This is a genomic window from Ruegeria sp. CG4, from assembly GCF_056537185.1.
The window spans coordinates 172,134-187,837 of sequence record NZ_JBQFRB010000001.1; the positions used below are offsets into that span (position 1 = coordinate 172,134).

At 58.5% G+C, this 15,704-nt stretch carries 14 protein-coding genes; 8 read left to right on the plus strand and 6 right to left on the minus strand.

The features are described 5' to 3' along the window. Positions 1 to 21: 21 nt before the first annotated feature. The 5 genes from ACR0J2_RS00875 to ACR0J2_RS00895 all read left to right on the plus strand — a co-directional run bounded on the left by ACR0J2_RS00875 (position 22) and on the right by ACR0J2_RS00895 (position 5,284). Positions 22 to 2,829, plus strand: a complete 2,808-nt coding sequence (locus ACR0J2_RS00875; protein ID WP_170806166.1) for a DEAD/DEAH box helicase — start codon at positions 22 to 24, stop codon at positions 2,827 to 2,829. Positions 2,830 to 2,835: 6 nt separating this feature from the next. Next, positions 2,836 to 3,201, plus strand: coding sequence for an RNA-binding S4 domain-containing protein (locus tag ACR0J2_RS00880; protein ID WP_480811418.1), 366 nt, complete (start codon positions 2,836 to 2,838; stop codon positions 3,199 to 3,201). A gap of 66 nt (positions 3,202 to 3,267) precedes the next feature. Next, positions 3,268 to 3,606: a ferredoxin FdxA gene (gene fdxA, locus ACR0J2_RS00885; RefSeq protein WP_170616129.1), complete on the plus strand. Its 339-nt coding sequence runs from the start codon at positions 3,268 to 3,270 to the stop codon at positions 3,604 to 3,606. A gap of 282 nt (positions 3,607 to 3,888) precedes the next feature. Then, positions 3,889 to 4,398: a CarD family transcriptional regulator gene (locus ACR0J2_RS00890; RefSeq protein WP_170616131.1), complete on the plus strand. Its 510-nt coding sequence runs from the start codon at positions 3,889 to 3,891 to the stop codon at positions 4,396 to 4,398. A 118-nt stretch (positions 4,399 to 4,516) separates the two neighbouring features. Further along, positions 4,517 to 5,284, plus strand: a complete 768-nt coding sequence (locus ACR0J2_RS00895; protein ID WP_170806167.1) for a potassium channel family protein — start codon at positions 4,517 to 4,519, stop codon at positions 5,282 to 5,284. Here the strand turns inward: ACR0J2_RS00895 and cobS are convergent. Next, positions 5,281 to 6,045 carry an adenosylcobinamide-GDP ribazoletransferase gene (cobS, locus tag ACR0J2_RS00900; protein WP_480811419.1) on the minus strand — a complete coding sequence of 255 codons (765 nt, stop codon included), beginning with the start codon at positions 6,043 to 6,045 and terminating at the stop codon, positions 5,281 to 5,283. The two genes, ACR0J2_RS00895 and cobS, sit on opposite strands and share 4 nt — an antisense overlap. A gap of 79 nt (positions 6,046 to 6,124) precedes the next feature. Between cobS and cobT the strand changes: the two genes are divergently transcribed. After that, a complete protein-coding gene (gene cobT, locus ACR0J2_RS00905) occupies positions 6,125 to 7,138 on the plus strand; it encodes a nicotinate-nucleotide--dimethylbenzimidazole phosphoribosyltransferase (RefSeq protein WP_480811420.1) in 1,014 nt (337 codons plus the stop codon). Between the two features lie 31 nt (positions 7,139 to 7,169). Here cobT and ACR0J2_RS00910 read toward each other — a convergent pair whose 3' ends face one another. Together ACR0J2_RS00910 and ACR0J2_RS00915 are read right to left on the minus strand one after the other, a co-directional pair. Continuing rightward, complete coding sequence (locus ACR0J2_RS00910) at positions 7,170 to 9,050, minus strand: monovalent cation:proton antiporter-2 (CPA2) family protein (RefSeq protein ID WP_321253494.1); 1,881 nt, start codon at positions 9,048 to 9,050, stop codon at positions 7,170 to 7,172. Between the two features lie 19 nt (positions 9,051 to 9,069). Continuing rightward, positions 9,070 to 9,525: an Lrp/AsnC family transcriptional regulator gene (locus tag ACR0J2_RS00915; protein ID WP_170616139.1), complete on the minus strand. Its 456-nt coding sequence runs from the start codon at positions 9,523 to 9,525 to the stop codon at positions 9,070 to 9,072. Positions 9,526 to 9,672: 147 nt separating this feature from the next. Here ACR0J2_RS00915 and hppD point away from each other — a divergent pair, with 147 nt between their 5' ends. Then, entirely contained in the window at positions 9,673 to 10,770 is a 1,098-nt protein-coding gene (gene hppD / locus ACR0J2_RS00920; protein ID WP_480811421.1) for a 4-hydroxyphenylpyruvate dioxygenase, read from the plus strand. A gap of 66 nt (positions 10,771 to 10,836) precedes the next feature. Here hppD and ACR0J2_RS00925 read toward each other — a convergent pair whose 3' ends face one another. Next, positions 10,837 to 12,810: a hypothetical protein gene (locus ACR0J2_RS00925; protein ID WP_480811422.1), complete on the minus strand. Its 1,974-nt coding sequence runs from the start codon at positions 12,808 to 12,810 to the stop codon at positions 10,837 to 10,839. 163 nt (positions 12,811 to 12,973) lie between these two features. On the opposite strand from ACR0J2_RS00925, the gene ACR0J2_RS00930 reads away from it, so the two are divergent. Further along, a complete protein-coding gene (locus ACR0J2_RS00930) occupies positions 12,974 to 13,669 on the plus strand; it encodes an SIMPL domain-containing protein (protein WP_170616146.1) in 696 nt (231 codons plus the stop codon). 2 nt (positions 13,670 to 13,671) lie between these two features. Here the strand turns inward: ACR0J2_RS00930 and ACR0J2_RS00935 are convergent, their stop codons facing one another. Further along, positions 13,672 to 14,385: a GNAT family N-acetyltransferase gene (locus ACR0J2_RS00935; protein WP_480811423.1), complete on the minus strand. Its 714-nt coding sequence runs from the start codon at positions 14,383 to 14,385 to the stop codon at positions 13,672 to 13,674. Between the two features lie 3 nt (positions 14,386 to 14,388). Next, a complete protein-coding gene (locus tag ACR0J2_RS00940; protein ID WP_170616150.1) occupies positions 14,389 to 15,681 on the minus strand; it encodes an O-acetylhomoserine aminocarboxypropyltransferase/cysteine synthase family protein in 1,293 nt (430 codons plus the stop codon). Positions 15,682 to 15,704 lie beyond the last annotated feature (23 nt).

Genomic DNA, 15,704 nt, shown 5'->3' on the forward strand with positions numbered 1-15,704 from the left:
GGTCCGGGGCAGGGGGCAAAGGTGAACGGGTCATCCCGAATCGTGGCCGTTCTTGGCCCGACAAACACAGGTAAAACCCATTACGCGATCGAGCGGATGCTGGGACACAGGACTGGTGTGATCGGTCTTCCGCTGCGTCTGCTGGCGCGCGAGGTCTATGACAAGATCGTAGCCGTCCGTGGACCCTCCGTCGTGGCCCTAGTCACGGGCGAGGAACGGATCGTGCCACCGCGTGCGCAATATTGGGTCTGCACGGTCGAGGCGATGCCCGAAGGCATGGGCGCGGATTTTGTGGCCATTGATGAGATCCAGCTCTGCGCCGATCCCGAGCGTGGCCATGTGTTCACGGACCGCCTGCTGCGCGCACGCGGGACCAGTGAGACGCTGTTTCTAGGGTCAGATACGATGCGCGGTCCGATCGCGGCGCTGGTGCCCGAAGCACAGTTCACCCGCCGCGAGCGGCTGTCGCAGCTTGTCTACTCCGGCTCGAAAAAGATCAGCCGCATGACACCGCGCAGTGCCATCGTCGGGTTCTCGGTCGACAGCGTCTATGCGATCGCCGAACTTCTGCGCCGTCAAAAGGGTGGTGCAGCGGTAGTTATGGGGGCGCTCAGCCCGCGTACGCGCAACGCGCAGGTTGAGCTATACCAGAATGGCGAGGTTGACTATCTGGTCGCCACCGATGCCATCGGAATGGGTCTGAACCTGGATGTGAATCATGTGGCGTTTTCGTCCCTGACCAAGTTCGACGGTCGCAGGATGCGACCTCTGGCGCCCAACGAACTGGCCCAGATCGCAGGCCGGGCAGGGCGCGGCATGTCCGACGGCACGTTCGGCGTAACGGGTGAGGCCCCGCCTTTAGATGATGGTGTGGCGCAGGCGATCATGGACAGCCGTTTCACGCCAATGAAAAAGCTGAACTGGCGGAACGCCGCCTTGCGGTTCGGCTCGATCGAGGCGCTGATCGACTCGCTTGAGGTCAGCCCAAACGACGAACACCTCATCAAGGCGCGGCCAGCCGATGATCTGAACGTTCTGAAATCTCTCTCGCAAGTGACCGAGGTCTCGGCGCGCGCCAGCGACGGTCCGTCGATCCGGTTGCTGTGGGATGTTTGCCGAATTCCAGACTTTCGTGGCATCAGTCATGCCGAGCACGCAAGTCTGTTGGAGGTGATCTACAACCACCTGCACGAGCGTGGAACGATCCCGGATGACTTTCTGGCGCGGCAAATCCGCCGGATCGACCGAACCGACGGAGATATTGATGCGTTGTCCAAAAGGTTGGCATATATTCGCACATGGACATATGTTGCGCAACGAAACGGTTGGGTACGTGACGAATCCCATTGGCGCGAGGAAACGCGCACTGTAGAAGACAGGCTGTCGGACGCTCTTCACGAACGTTTGACTCAAAGATTTGTGGACCGGCGCACATCCGTTTTGTTGCGCCGGCTCAAACAGAAGGAGGCCCTTTTGGCCGAAGTAAATGACAAGGGTGAAGTGACCGTCGAAGGCGAATTCGTCGGTCGTCTGGAAGGGTTCCGGTTTATCCCGGACAAAAGCGCGCAAGGAACCGAGGCGAAAGCTCTGAAATCGGCGTCCCTGCAAGCTCTCGCGCCGCAATTCCATCTGCGTGCCGACCGCTTCTACAACGCGCCCGATACTGAAATTGATTACACAGATCAGGGCGGCCTGATGTGGGGCGAATACGCCGTTGGCAAACTGGTTGCCGGGGCGGAGCCTCTCAAGCCGGTCGTCGAGGTTTTTGTGGATGAGGCTGCGGGACCGGATGTGGAGCAGAAGGTTCAGCGTCGTTTGCAGCACTTCATCGACCGCAAGGTCGCGGCGCTGTTTGAACCGCTGCTGAACCTGTCGCGCGACGAAGAGCTGTCAGGCCTGGCCAAGGGGTTTGCCTTCCGAATGGTCGAAGCCTTGGGTGTGCTGCCCCGTGCCGGCGTCGCGCAAGAGGTTAAGGATCTGGATCAGGACGCCCGTGGCGCGCTGCGCAAGCACGGCATTCGGTTTGGCCAGTTCACAATCTTCATGCCGCTTCTGCTGAAACCCGCACCGACGCGTCTGCGACTGGTGTTGTGGGCCCTGTCCAGCGGATTGCAGGAGTTTCCCGAAGCGCCTCCACCGGGTCTGGTCACTGTGCCCGTCGCCAAGGGCGCGCCTGAGGGGTACGACACGATGTGCGGATACAGGGATGCCGGCGAGCGTTCGATCCGTATCGACATGCTAGAGCGTCTGGCCGACATGCTGCGTGCAGAAGACAGCCGCGGCGGGTTCGAAGCCAAACCCGACATGCTCTCGATTACCGGTATGACGCTTGAACAGTTCGCTGATCTGATGCAGGGGCTGGGCTACAAGGCCGAGCGTGGCGAACGTGAAAAGGTTAAACCGGCAGCTGTCGAAACAGAACTGCCTTCGACAGATGCTGCCGAGCAACCTGTCGCCGAAGAAGTGTCCGCACCCCAAGAGGCAACCGAAGAGGTCGCAGCACCCGCCGAGGCGCCTGCCGAGGCCGCGACAAGCACCGAGGCGGCAGCCGAGGCACCTGCTTCGGATGAGCCGGAGGTCGAAGTATTCTACACCTTCACCTGGGGTCGTCAGCGGCAGCCGAACCGTGGCCCGCGCCGCGAGCAGGGGCAGGGCAAGGGCAAGCCGCGTGGCAAACCGCAGGAAGGCCGTGGAAAACCACACGGAAAGAAAGGCGGCAAGCCGCAAGGCTCCAAGACTTTCTCCTCCCGTCCTCCGAAAAAGGAAAAGGCGATCGATCCTGACAACCCGTTTGCAGCTGCGCTGATGGGTTTGAAGGACGGCAACTGACCCGAGATGGCCGAGGCCCGGCTGCGGATTGACAAATGGCTGTGGCAGGCGCGGTTCTTCAAGACCCGCAGCCTGGCCACCAAACAGGTCAGCGGCGGACACGTGCGGGTAAACGGAAACCGTGTGGTGAAACCGGCGCATTCGGTCGGCCCCGGCGACGTTCTGACGTTCGCTCAGGGGCGTATCGTGCGTGTCGTACGTGTCGAAAAACTGGGCGAACGGCGGGGACCGGCACCCGAGGCGCAAACGCTGTACTCGGACATGACCGAAAAGCAGAACGCACCACCGCGTAATCCGGGTTTTGAAGGAAAAGGTCGTCCAACCAAGAAAGATCGGCGCGCACTTGATCTTTCTCGACCTCCGGAATGCTGATCCTCACTTGAAGAACAAGCCATACTGAATTAGCTAGACGCCCAAACCGCAAACGGGAACGCCGCCATGACCTATGTTGTCACCGAGAACTGCATCGCCTGCAAATACACCGACTGTGTCGAAGTGTGCCCGGTGGACTGTTTCTACGAGGGCGAGAACACACTGGTCATCCACCCAGATGAATGCATCGACTGCGGCGTGTGCGAACCGGAATGCCCCGCCGACGCCATTCGCCCCGATACCGAGCCGGGTATGGAAGAATGGGTCGAGTTCAACCGCAAATACTCCGAGCAGTGGCCGGTGATCGTGACCAAGAAAGATCCCCTGCCAGACGCTGAAGAACGTGATGGGGAAGAAGGCAAGATGGAGAAGTACTTCTCCGAAGCGCCGGGTGAGGGCGGTTAAACGATTCGTCCTGGAATCTGGTGGGAAACTGTAAAGATAGAGGGATATCCTTCTGATTCCCAAGCAGCTTTTCGAAATTTCCCCCGCGTAAGCTTTCAGATGCCACTTTTTTGTGGTATACTACGTCCCTACATGATGATCGGGATTGGGGTGCGCTCCGTAAGTATGCTTGCTTTGGAGTTCTGAGTTTTCAACACAACCGCCGCCAGACGGGGCTTAGATGTGCCCTGTGGTGGTGTTTTTGTTGTCTGTACCCCGGTCCGCAACGAAGGAAAAAAGTGAATGTCAAAATCGAAAAAGCTTGAGTTCCGCCCTAACGATTACGTTGTCTACCCTGCGCACGGCGTGGGTCAGATCATCTCGATCGAAGAGCAGGACGTTGCGGGGTTTTCGCTCGAGCTGTTCGTGATCTCATTCGAGAAAGATAAGATGACCCTGCGGGTTCCGACCAACAAGGTCACCGAATCCGGTCTGCGCTCGCTGAGTTCGCCGGACGTGATCAGTCAGGCGATGAAGACGCTTAAGGGTAAAGCCAAGGTCAAACGCGCCATGTGGTCACGCCGGGCGCAGGAATACGAACAAAAGATCAACTCGGGCGATCTGATTTCGATCGCCGAAGTGGTTCGTGACCTGCACCGTACCGATGACCAGCGCGAGCAGAGCTATTCCGAGCGGCAGCTTTACGAAGCCGCGCTCGAGCGTCTGACCCGCGAAGTCGCCGCAGTATCCGGGCATGGAGAGATTTCGGCTGCCAAGCAAGTCGACGAGGTTCTGATGTCGCGTGCCGCCTGATCTCAATCGGCTACCAGATTTTGGGCCGCCCCTCATCGGGGGCGGCCTTTTTTTATTCTGCTGCTTGGTCCCCGGTGGGTTTGAGGGTAATTTTGCCCTGAACAAAGGGGGATAGGCAGTGAAGGTAAAGCAAGCGATAAAGTTCCTCTATATCGGAAAAGACCCGATATCGGTGCGGTTCAGGTATACCTTGATCCTTTTTGATGCTGCTACGATCATCTTCTTTGTCGCCACCGCACATGGCGGTCATGGGCCCGGCATCACTCTGGTCAGTATGATTGTGGGCCTGATCATCCTTATGGATTTTTCGGCGCGGCTCTGGATTTCGAAGGATCGCAAAAGACTGCTGCGCAAGATTTACACGCTGGCCGATATCGTCGTGATCCTGTCATTGATCCTGGATCCGTTCCTCACCGGCAGCCTGGCCTTCCTTCGAATATTGCGCGCGCTACGTCTGATCCATTCCTATCATCTGTTGCGCGATCTGCGACGCGACAGCCCATTTTTTCGAACGCATGAAGACGCAGTGATTGCTGCGATCAACCTGCTGGTTTTTGTGTTTGTGACCTCGACGGCAGTTCTGGTCTACTTCATCCCGGAAACCAGCCAGACGCCATACATTGATGCGCTGTATTTCACGATGGCGACGCTTACGACGACAGGATTTGGTGACATCACGCTGTCGACGCCGTGGGGCAAGCTGTTCTCGGTTTTCATCATGGTGGTCGGCGTCGCACTTTTCGTGCGGCTGGCGCAGGCGATATTCATGCCCCAGAAGGTCAGGCATAAATGCCGAAACTGTGGACTTTACCGGCACGACCCGGATGCCGTGCATTGCAAACATTGCGGTGAGGTGTTGCGGATTGAAACCGGCGGTGTCGCCTAAATCCGTGCGATCAACGCAACAAGGATCGTGACCTCGGCCAATTGCTGCGCCGCGCCTAGAATATCCCCGGTCTGACCGCCGATTTTTGCTTTTGCGACGATTGCCAACAGGCCGACGATCAGCGCCGCGCAAAGTGCCGGGAAAAAGGCAGAGCCACCGATCAGCGCCACAGAGACTGCACAAGCAACAATCAGGCCTGCAATTGCACTCATCAAACGGGGGCGACCTACAGAGTGACTTAGTCCGGATGAACGGGCATTTGGTAAGATAACCATCAAAACGGGCATCATCGCACGAGACATCACGCATGCGGTCAGGATGGCGCTGATCCCTCCGGCCGTCAGCAGGGATGCGACAGCAAACACCCGGATCAATTGTGAAAACAAAAGTGCCAGAACACCATAGGTGCCGATATGGCTGTCTTTCATGATCTCAAGCCGCCGGTCCCGCGTGAACCCGCCCCAAAGCCCGTCAGCCGTGTCTGCCAGCCCGTCTTCGTGCATTGCGCCGGTTGCTGCAATCAGAACGCCCACCAACAATGCGGCAGAGACAAGGGCCGGCACGTTCAGGGACATGGCAATCCATCCCACCAGACAGGCAATTATTCCGACGGCCAGCCCTGCAATCGGGAAAGCCCACGCAGCCTGAGCCTGACGCGCGAATACATGATCCGGCAGCCGGGGAACGGGCAGGCGGGTCAGAAGCACCAAAGCCAGGGGTATATCCCAGCCGGAAATGAGTTTGGTGTCGTTTTTGAGCACTCCCGCGCCTTTCGGGGTCTTGTTGGTCTGGTTGCTTCGGTTAAACACACAGGACCACTCTGATGCAACGAGGCTTTCGATGCTGCTCGAACTTACCGACCTGAAAATTTTCCGGAATGCGCTGAGCTCTGCACCCGGCCCGGACGAAACCGCAACAACTGGCGCGTCCGAGCGCAACGATCAGCTGACCAAGCCTCCGGGGGCGCTGGGTCGGCTCGAGGATCTGGCGATCTGGTATGCGGGATGGCGTGGGGATGCCCGGCCGCAGATTTCCGCGCCTCAAGTGATCGTTTTTGCCGGAAACCACGGTGTTACGGCGCAAGGCGTATCCGCATTTCCACCTGAAGTGACCGTTCAGATGGTGATGAATTTTCAGCATGGCGGTGCGGCGATCAACCAACTGGCCAAATCGGCTGGTGCGACGATGAACGTACACGCGCTGGATCTGGATACGCCAACTGCGGATTTCACAAAAGCGCCGGCAATGGATGAGCAAGAGCTTCTGTCAGCGTTGCGTACAGGCTGGCAGGCGGTCGATCCAACGGCGGATCTGTTGGTGGTTGGCGAGATGGGGATCGGCAACACAACTCCGGCGGCCGCAATTGCCTGCGCCCTGTTTGGAGGCGAGGCGGCCGAATGGACCGGGCGTGGCACAGGCGTTGATGATGCGGGTCTTGCCAACAAAACCCGGGTGGTCGCTGAAGGTGTCGCCCTGCATGGTCAGGCTGGCGACGGGCTGGATATCCTTCGCTGTTTGGGTGGGCGCGAGATTGCCGCCATGGCCGGTGCCATCGCGGCGGCACGTGTGTTGAGGATTCCGGTTATTCTGGACGGATTCATTTGCTCTGCGGCTGCTGCGTGTCTGGCGGACGTGACCGAAGGGGCGCTGGACCATACAATTGCCGGCCACCAGAGCGCCGAGGGCGCACATGGCGCGGTCCTGGCGCAGCTTGGCAAAGAACCCTTGTTGAACCTGGGCCTGCGGCTTGGTGAGGGGTCGGGTGGTGCGCTTGCGATCAACATCCTGAAAAGCGCCGTCGCCTGTCATTCGGGAATGGCAACGTTTGCCGAGGCCGGTGTCTCGGACGGCTAAACGCTATTTCTGACCCGGGTAGGGGCCTGGGTCAGGCAGACTTCTTGGCGTTTTCTTCAGCCATCTCCAAAAGCGCGGTTTCTAGCTCCTTCTGAAGCTCGCGCGATCTTTCGATGTATTTCTTGTTCTCGGCCGTCGGCATTCCCGGTATCCACAATTCGGCCAGTTCGCGCACCGACATTCGGTCATGATGATAGAATGTCTGTTCCGCCTGTGCCGCTTCATAGTCGCTGAGGCCGATGTTTTCCAGAACGTAGCGGCCAGCACGAAGTGAGCTGTCGAAGGTTTCTCGGACGATATCGTTCGCACCGGCCTGATACAGCTCATAAACGTGGTTGCGGTCATAGGCACGAGCGATGATGTGCAGGTCAGGGCGTTGTCGCCTTGCGTAGCCAACCAGCCGCGTGACCTGCTTGTGATCGTCCATGGCCGCGACAAGAACGGATGCCTTTTCGATCCCTGCCGCGCGCAGCAGCTCGGGGCGGGTCGGGTCGCCCAGAAACCCTTTGACGCCGAACCTGCGCATCAACTGCACCGTGTCGATGTCGTGGTCCAGAACGACCGTCTTGAAACCACTTGCCCGAACCAGCCGGTTTACGATTTGGCCAAAGCGGCCTATGCCTGCGATGATAACCGGGCCTTTTTCGTCAATCTCGTCCGGTTCCGGCTGCGGGCGCACATCGCCAATGCGGCGCGAGAGTTGATCGTAGATGATGAACAGCAGCGGCGTAATCAGCATCGTCAGGGCGATGATCATCAGCAGTTTCTGGGAAAGATCGGTGGGGATGACATTCTGCTGCGTGGAAAAGGCCAGCAGGACAAAACCGAATTCACCAGCCTGGGCCAGACCCAGAGTGAACAGCCAGTGATCGCGCCCGCGAAGCTTGAAGGCACGTCCGACGATATACAGGATAATCCCTTTGACCAGGATCACCAGCAGCGCCAGCCCGATCAGGTCAAATGGATCGTTGAAGAAATAGCCCACGTTGATCCCGGCACCGACTGTGATGAAGAACAGCCCCAGAAACAGACCTTTGAACGGCTCCAGATCGCTTTCCATCTCGTGCCTGAATTCCGAACTGGCCAGAACCACGCCGGCCAGAAATGCGCCCAAAGCGGGCGACAGGCCAACCAGCGTCATCAGGAATGAGATTCCCACAACGATCATAAGGGCCAGTGCGGTGTACATTTCCCGCAGGCGGGTGGCGTGAATGAATCTGAACAGGGGACGGGTCAGGTAGACACCCGCCAGAATGACGAAAGCAACGGCGCCGAGCGTGACCAGCGTGACCGCCCAGCCCGGCAAGCCCTCGACCAGGGACAGGCTGTGATGGGCCGCGCCATGCGCATCGACATTGCCACGGTCGATGGAGCCGTCGCCTTCAAGGTGCGGAACGCGCGGAAGGGCCAGCAACGGCAGCATCGCAAGGATCGGAATGACCGCAATATCCTGTGTCAGCAGAACCGAGAATGTGGCCCGCCCACCATTGGTCTGCATCAGCCCCTTTTCCGACAAGGTCTGCAATACGATAGCCGTCGACGACAGCGAAAGGGTCAGACCAACCGCCAATGCCACGGTCCACGGGTGGTTTGCGTATATCGAAACACCGGCGATCACCGCCGTCGACATTGCGACCTGAAGACCGCCCAGCCCCAGTAGTTTGTCGCGCATATCCCAAAGGGCGCGCGGTTCAAGCTCGAGCCCGATCAGAAACAGCATCATGACAACGCCGAACTCGGCTACATGCTGCAGGCTTTCGGTTTCAGCACCGACCAGCCCCAGAATGGGCCCGATCACGATACCGGCCGCCAGATACCCCAGTACAGAACCCAACCCCAGACGCGCTGATAACGGCACCGCAATAACTGCCGCCGCCAGATAGATCGTTGCCTGGTAAAGGAAATCGTCCATGTTTGTCCTCGTGTCCCGGTCAGGTCGGAAGGGGTGCGTCGCGCTTGAGTTGATCCATTACAATCTGGCTTTGCACCCTCGCAACGGCAGGATGCGGCAGTATCACCTGATGAAGCAAGCGGTTGAGCGCGGAAAGGTCATCACAGAATATGTGCAACAGATAATCTGCCTCTCCTGTCATCGTCCAGGCGCTTGTTATCTCGGGGCGCGCATCGATCATGCGGGCAAAGCTGGCAGATTGTTCGGGGCCGTGCGTGCCCAGATGAACCTGCACGAAACCCTGCACGTGCAGTCCCAGTTTCAACGGGTCCAGACGTGCGGCGTAGCCGGTGATGTATCCTTCCGCCTCCAACCTTTGTCGGCGGCGCCCTGCCTGACTGGCTGACAGGTTCAGCATTTCACCCAGCTGATGTGCCGTCAGGTGCGCATTCTTTTGCAGCGCAGACAGCAGGCGTGTGTCCATGGCATCCAACATATGCGGATTCGCCCCGTTTTTCTTGTCTTTGGTGCGTAAATCGCGCACATGCAGCTAGTTTACACGAAAATTATGCGCAGAAACAGCGTCAATTAAGACGTATTTTAGAATCAGCAAAGAAATTCCTGTTTTCTTAGGAGACCCGCCATGGGACCTTTCCCGCACAACGCACCGAAATCCGTAATCAGCAAAGAAAACCCGGCAGGGACAGACGGCTTCGAGTTTGTCGAATTCGCGCATCCAGAACCGCAGGAGTTGCGCGACCTGTTTTCGAAGATGGGATTCGAAAGGGTGGGGCACCACAAGCACAAGCCCGGCGTCGAACTGTGGCAGCAGGGCGATGTCACGTATATCCTGAACTCCGACCCAGACAGCTTTGCAGCCAAGTTTGTTGCCGAACATGGACCGTGCGCGCCAGCAATGGGGTGGCGCGTGGTTGATGCCCAAAAGGCCTATGAGCACGCCGTTGCAAAAGGTGCCGAGCCTTACGACGCCGACGACAAAACACTGAACGTGCCGGCCATCAAGGGGATTGGCGGCTCGCTGATTTACTTCGTCGATCAGTATTATGACACGTCGCCCTACAACGAGGAATTCGAGTGGACGCGGCAATCCAAACCCCGCGGTGACGGGTTCTATTACCTCGATCACCTGACGCACAATGTCTACAAGGGGAATATGGACAAGTGGTTCCGGTTTTACGAAAGCCTGTTCAATTTCCGCGAAATCCGCTTCTTTGACATCCAGGGCAAGTTTACGGGTCTTTACAGCCGCGCGTTGACCTCGCCCTGTGGCCGCATCCGCATTCCGATCAACGAGGACAGAGGCGAGACCGGCCAGATCGTTTCGTACCTGAAGAAATACAAGGGTGAGGGCATTCAACACATCGCAGTGGGAAGTGAGGACATCTACGACTCAACCGACGCGATTGCGAAAAAGGGGCTGAAGTTCATGCCAGGCCCGAACGAGACCTACTACAACATGTCCACGGACCGGGTTGCGGGGCATTCCGAACCCCTGGACCGGATGATGAAGCACGGCATCCTGATTGATGGCGAAGGTGTCGTCGACGGAGGCGAGACACGGATCCTGCTGCAGATCTTCTCGAAGACTGTCATCGGACCGATCTTTTTCGAGTTCATCCAGCGCAAGGGTGACGACGGATTCGGCGAAGGAAACTTCCAGGCGCTGTTCGAATCTATCGAACGCGAACAGATAGAAAGTGGCGAGATTTCAGCCGCTTGACGCGACTATATAAAGCGCGCGCTGGCGTGTCAGCGCGCGTGTTTTTTTCCCGTTCGATTTTGGCTGTTAACTGCGGGGCATTTTCAAAGTCACGTTGCGCCCCTTCTTTTGGTACTGCAACTGACTGTCCCCGATCGCGATAACACGGCCACCATCCAGCCGATCCCCGACCTTAAGCTTTTTGTAGCGGCCGCTGGGCAGCCGGATCAGGGCGCGGCGGTTCGCTGGCGAACCGTAGACTCCGATCAGGTTGAGCTTTCGCAGGTTGATGGCATTGTCCAGAGTGGCCTGACGGGCGACAGAAGCCCGGCTCGGAATTTTGGGCGCAACGGATTTTGCCGCAAACGATCCGACATCGTCACTGCTTTGATCGATGGCGGCCGTTGATCCCAGATTGGCTGACGTGGTGGTTGCCTTCGGCGCGGAAGCCGCTGCCAAACCTGCCGGGCGGGATTTGGGGCGCGGAACCCGAACGACCGCCAACGCGGTCGGCGTTTCATCAATCTGAGGTTGCTCCTGCAGGGATTTTGGCCGCAGTTTCGGCCGCAGCCCGGACAACTCGTCCCGTGTCCGACCGCCCAGCTGCTGGCGCTCGAACCCTTCGATCAGATCATCTGGCCTGACTTTCGGACGCAGCCCGGCCAGCCTGTCATTGCCCTCTTCGACGATGGGTTCCTGTTCGAAGCGAACCGGGACTGCGGGCGGAACCGAAGACGGTCGTCCGAGGAAAACCATGACCCCATCCGGATTCATTGTACCGTCGGCCGTGGGGGTAACCAAACCCCGCTCATCAAGTACAAACCGTGTTCCCGCGCCGCTGGGTGCAGCGGGCTGTTCGAATGGCTGATCAGTGTCAAACTGTTCGGCCGCAGGCAGCGCCACCGCGTCATGCGAAAGGTTCGACGGGTCAAGCGATGACAGATACAGGTCGTCGGATTGCAGGACAGGGGGTGGGATCAGTGCTTCGGGTGCACTCAGGACAACGCCTGTCTGGGACTGCAGTTCCTGCTGCGCCTGAGGATCGCGGGCCACCTGCTCGACGGGTGTTGGGCTGACGTCCAACGCCTCGAGAATAGCAAGATCCGTCGCGGTCGGCTCAGCTTTTTCCTCAACCACAGGCGGAGAGATGGGGGTTTCAGAGAGCTCTGTGTCCGGTTCTAACGTTTCTTCCACCGGGGGCGGAGTGACAGCGACTTCGGCAATATCGCTTTCCGGTTCCGCGGCTTCTTCAACCAGTACTTGCTCTGGCACACTTGGGGACGCAGTTTCGTCCGGAACGCTCTGCGCCAGAACGGGTTCCGGGCTGATTTCGTCTTCGGATCCGGTCAGGAACCATAGCCCGATGGCGACTGCAAGAATGCCTGCGACCAATGCCAGAGATTTGTAGAGTTTGGCTTCACCTGGGTGTGCCGCACCAGTGCCAATCTCGGCGCCTGGCGCGGTCTGCGCCCGGAATGCGATTGGGGCATCGGTCGCCGCGATAGCATGGACCGGAGTGTTCGATTCCACTTCTTCTTCAGGCTCTTGCGCCGTATCGGCCGGTTCGGGTGCACCGGGCAGTTCTGTGGTTTCCCGAGGTAAGAATATGGGCTCGGTCGGAAAAGGGTTTGGGCCGGTTTCTGCACTGAACACGATAGGAATGAACCCGTGTTGGGTCGCGAACTCCCGGGCCTCGTCCAAAGTTTGCGTTGCCACTGCCGCGACGTGGGTTTGCTGTCCGTCCGTCGCTGTATAATAAGCCAGTTCGTCCAGTGCATACGGGGTGGCCCCGGTCAGTGCATCGCGTACTTTCTGCCCAGTATCGTCCGCGTCCGGTTCTTCGGTTTCGACTGTCAAAAACCGGATTTGGTCTTCCGGAATCACGACCTTGCAGCTCAGGTCGTTTTCCAGCGCAAAACCCGCGTCGCGCAACGCCTGCATGCGATCCGGGAAATCCGGCGCATCCAGCGGAACCGTGCCAATGCAGAACCAGTCGTCATCCGAATGGTGATGCAGGGAAATTCCGTCGGCAGAAAATGATAACGCAAAAGCGGGTTTCATAACTCCGAAGAACCATAATTGCCATCGTCAATGCAAACGACATTGCGTTCGCAGCACGACAGTAAAGCAGGATATCGCCGAGGGAAAGAAAAAGCCAAGTCACCTCTTGTACGAGTGCGCCCGGTCACCCCATCTTAAAACAGCAAGAATTGGAGGGATCACCTTGAAGACATTTGCTTTTCTGGCCGCCATGCTGGCAATGACGGCGGCAAGCGCGGCCCATGCGGAAGAACGTCGCATCACTGTCAGCGCGGCAGGGACCGTTCAGGCCACACCCGACATGGCGACCATTACATTGGGTGTCACAAACCAGGATACGCAGGCTTCGGTGGCGATGCAGGCAACATCCGACGCGGTTTCCAGAATTATGTCGCGACTGGACGAAAAAGGGATCGAGGCACGCGACGTGCAAACCCGCGATCTGTCCCTTTCGCCGGTTTGGTCCAACCGAAACAATGTGCCGGGGCAGAACCCGGAAATCACAGGTTTTGCTGCGTCGAACCGGGTTTTTGTTCGGGTGCGTGACCTGACCAAGCTGGGTGAGATCATGGATGCGGTCATTCAGGACGGTGCCAATGACTTTGGCGGCCTGAGTTTCGATGTTCAGGACCCCAAGCCGCTTGAAGCAAAAGCCCGAGCGCAAGCTGTCGCCGAGGCAACCGCCAAGGCCGAGCAACTGGCCCAGGCCGCGGGCGTGACACTTGGCCCGGTTCAGTCAATTGACGAACAGGGCGGGGGTGTGCAGCCCATGCCACATATGCGCCAGATGAGCATGGCCGAAGCAGGCAATGTTCCGGTTGCCGGCGGTGAGGTTTCAATCTCGGTCAATGTCTTGATGGAATTCGAAATTTCCGAATAAAGTCAGACCTCTGCGCGGGCTTGCAGCGGTTGTCGTTGCTTGCCCGCAGCGTCGAAATTCTCGGGCAGCAACCAGGCTTCAAAGGCTTTTCGGATGCGTGGCCATTCGCTGTCGATTATCGAATACCATGCCGTGTCACGATTACGTCCCTTATAGTGGGCCGCCTGCCGGAACACGCCTTCAAAAGTGAATCCAAGGCGTTCGGCCGCGCGTCGAGACGGTGCATTCAACGCATCGCATTTCCATTCGTAGCGGCGATAGCCAAGCTCATCGAAAACACGGCGCATCATCAGGTACATCACCTCGGTCGATTGCGGGCTGCGCTGCAAAAGGGGCGAGAAGTGGATGTGACCGACCTCAATCGATCCGGCAGCGGGCGTGATTCTCAGGTACGAGGCCATGCCGACCGGGACGTCATTGGCATCCAGAACCGAGTGAAACATCGGATCAGCATCGGAACAATTGTTCTGGGCCCATTCGACAAAGGCGGCTTCGGACTCAAAGGGTCCGTAGGGCAGGTAGGTCCAGTTGTGGCCGTCCGCGTCGTTTGCAAACGCCCGGTACAAACCGGGCGCGTGCCTGTTGATATCCAGCGGTACAACGGAACAGAACCCTCCTTGCATCGGCGTGTAAGGCGGTGTCGGACGCGGGAAGTCACCCGAAACGGGCCAGCCAATCGGCTGGCCAAGGTCGTTCGTTTCGCTGCCGGTTGCCATGGATCAGGCGCTTGCCTTGCTGAGCGCCTGGTCAAGATCGGCAATCAGGTCGTCGGCATCCTCGATCCCGATCGACAGACGTACCACGTTCGGGCTGGCACCGGCGGCTTCCTGTTGTTCGGGCGTCAGCTGCCGGTGTGTGGTCGAGGCCGAATGAATGATAAGCGAGCGTGCGTCACCCAGATTGGCCACATGGCTGAATATCTCCAGCGCATTGACCAGTTTGATGCACGCGTCATAGCCGCCCTTGACCGCGAAGGTGAACAGGGCACCGGCCCCGCGCGGATAGCACTTCTGGACCCGATCATAATAGGGCGACGACGGCAGGCCAGCATAGGTGACATATTCCACGCGATCATCTGCTTCGAGCCACGCGGCGATTTTCTGGGCGTTCTCTACGTGGCGCTCCATTCTCAGGCTCAGGGTTTCGATCCCCATCAGCGTGTAATGCGCAGCCTGCGGGTTCATCGTCATGCCCAGATCACGCAGCCCGATGGCAATTCCGTGGAAAGTATAGGCCAGCGGGCCAAAGGTCTCGTGAAATTTCAACCCGTGATAAGCGGATTCCGGTTCGCTGAGCGACGGGAACTTGTCATTTGCGGACCAGTCGAACTTGCCTGAATCCACGATGCAACCGCCAGTGACAGTGCCGTTGCCCGTCAGGTACTTCGTGGTCGAATGAACCACCAGCGTCGCACCCTGTTCAATCGGGCGGCACAGGTAGGGCGTGGCCGACGTGTTGTCGACAATCAGCGGAATGCCAGCGGCGTCCGCCACATCCGCAAGCGCGCGGATATCGGTGACATAGCCGCCCGGATTGGCGATGGATTCGCAGAACACCGCCCGTGTGTTTTCGTCGATGGCATCCTTGACGGCGTCCAGATCGTCGGTGTCGACGAACTTGGCGGACCAGCCGAAGCGTTTGATGGTCTGGCTGAACTGCGTGACGGTGCCGCCATAAAGGCGGGTTGATGCAACCACATTGCAACCCGGCCCCATCAGCGGAAACAGCGCCATAATCTGCGCGGCGTGACCCGAGGAACAACAAACCGCACCCACACCGCCTTCAAGGGTCGCGACACGCTCTTGCAAAACAGCCACGGTAGGGTTGGTCAGCCGGGAATAAATGTAGCCGACCTCTTGCAGATTAAACAGCGCGGCAGCGTGGTCCGCGTCGCGGAATACGTAAGCGGTTGTCTGGTAGATCGGCGTCTGGCGCGCTCCGGTCGCCGGGTCGGGCCGGGCACCGGCATGAATTTGCAGCGTGTCGAAACCATAAGTGGGTCCATCAGACATCTGGAAAATCTCCTGTTGGTATT

Bases quoted from the DNA above. Each gene is read 5' to 3' on its own strand.
- ACR0J2_RS00880 (WP_480811418.1), top strand. From the start codon at position 2,836: ATGGCCGAGGCCCGGCTGCGGATTGACAAATGGCTGTGGCAGGCGCGG.
- fdxA (WP_170616129.1), top strand. From the start codon at position 3,268: ATGACCTATGTTGTCACCGAGAACTGCATCGCCTGCAAATACACCGAC.
- ACR0J2_RS00890 (WP_170616131.1), top strand. From the start codon at position 3,889: ATGTCAAAATCGAAAAAGCTTGAGTTCCGCCCTAACGATTACGTTGTC.
- cobT (WP_480811420.1), top strand. From the start codon at position 6,125: ATGCTGCTCGAACTTACCGACCTGAAAATTTTCCGGAATGCGCTGAGC.
- ACR0J2_RS00910 (WP_321253494.1), bottom strand. From the start codon at position 9,050: ATGGACGATTTCCTTTACCAGGCAACGATCTATCTGGCGGCGGCAGTT.
- ACR0J2_RS00915 (WP_170616139.1), bottom strand. From the start codon at position 9,525: ATGTTGGATGCCATGGACACACGCCTGCTGTCTGCGCTGCAAAAGAAT.
- hppD (WP_480811421.1), top strand. From the start codon at position 9,673: ATGGGACCTTTCCCGCACAACGCACCGAAATCCGTAATCAGCAAAGAA.
- ACR0J2_RS00925 (WP_480811422.1), bottom strand. From the start codon at position 12,810: ATGAAACCCGCTTTTGCGTTATCATTTTCTGCCGACGGAATTTCCCTG.
- ACR0J2_RS00935 (WP_480811423.1), bottom strand. From the start codon at position 14,385: ATGGCAACCGGCAGCGAAACGAACGACCTTGGCCAGCCGATTGGCTGG.
- ACR0J2_RS00940 (WP_170616150.1), bottom strand. From the start codon at position 15,681: ATGTCTGATGGACCCACTTATGGTTTCGACACGCTGCAAATTCATGCC.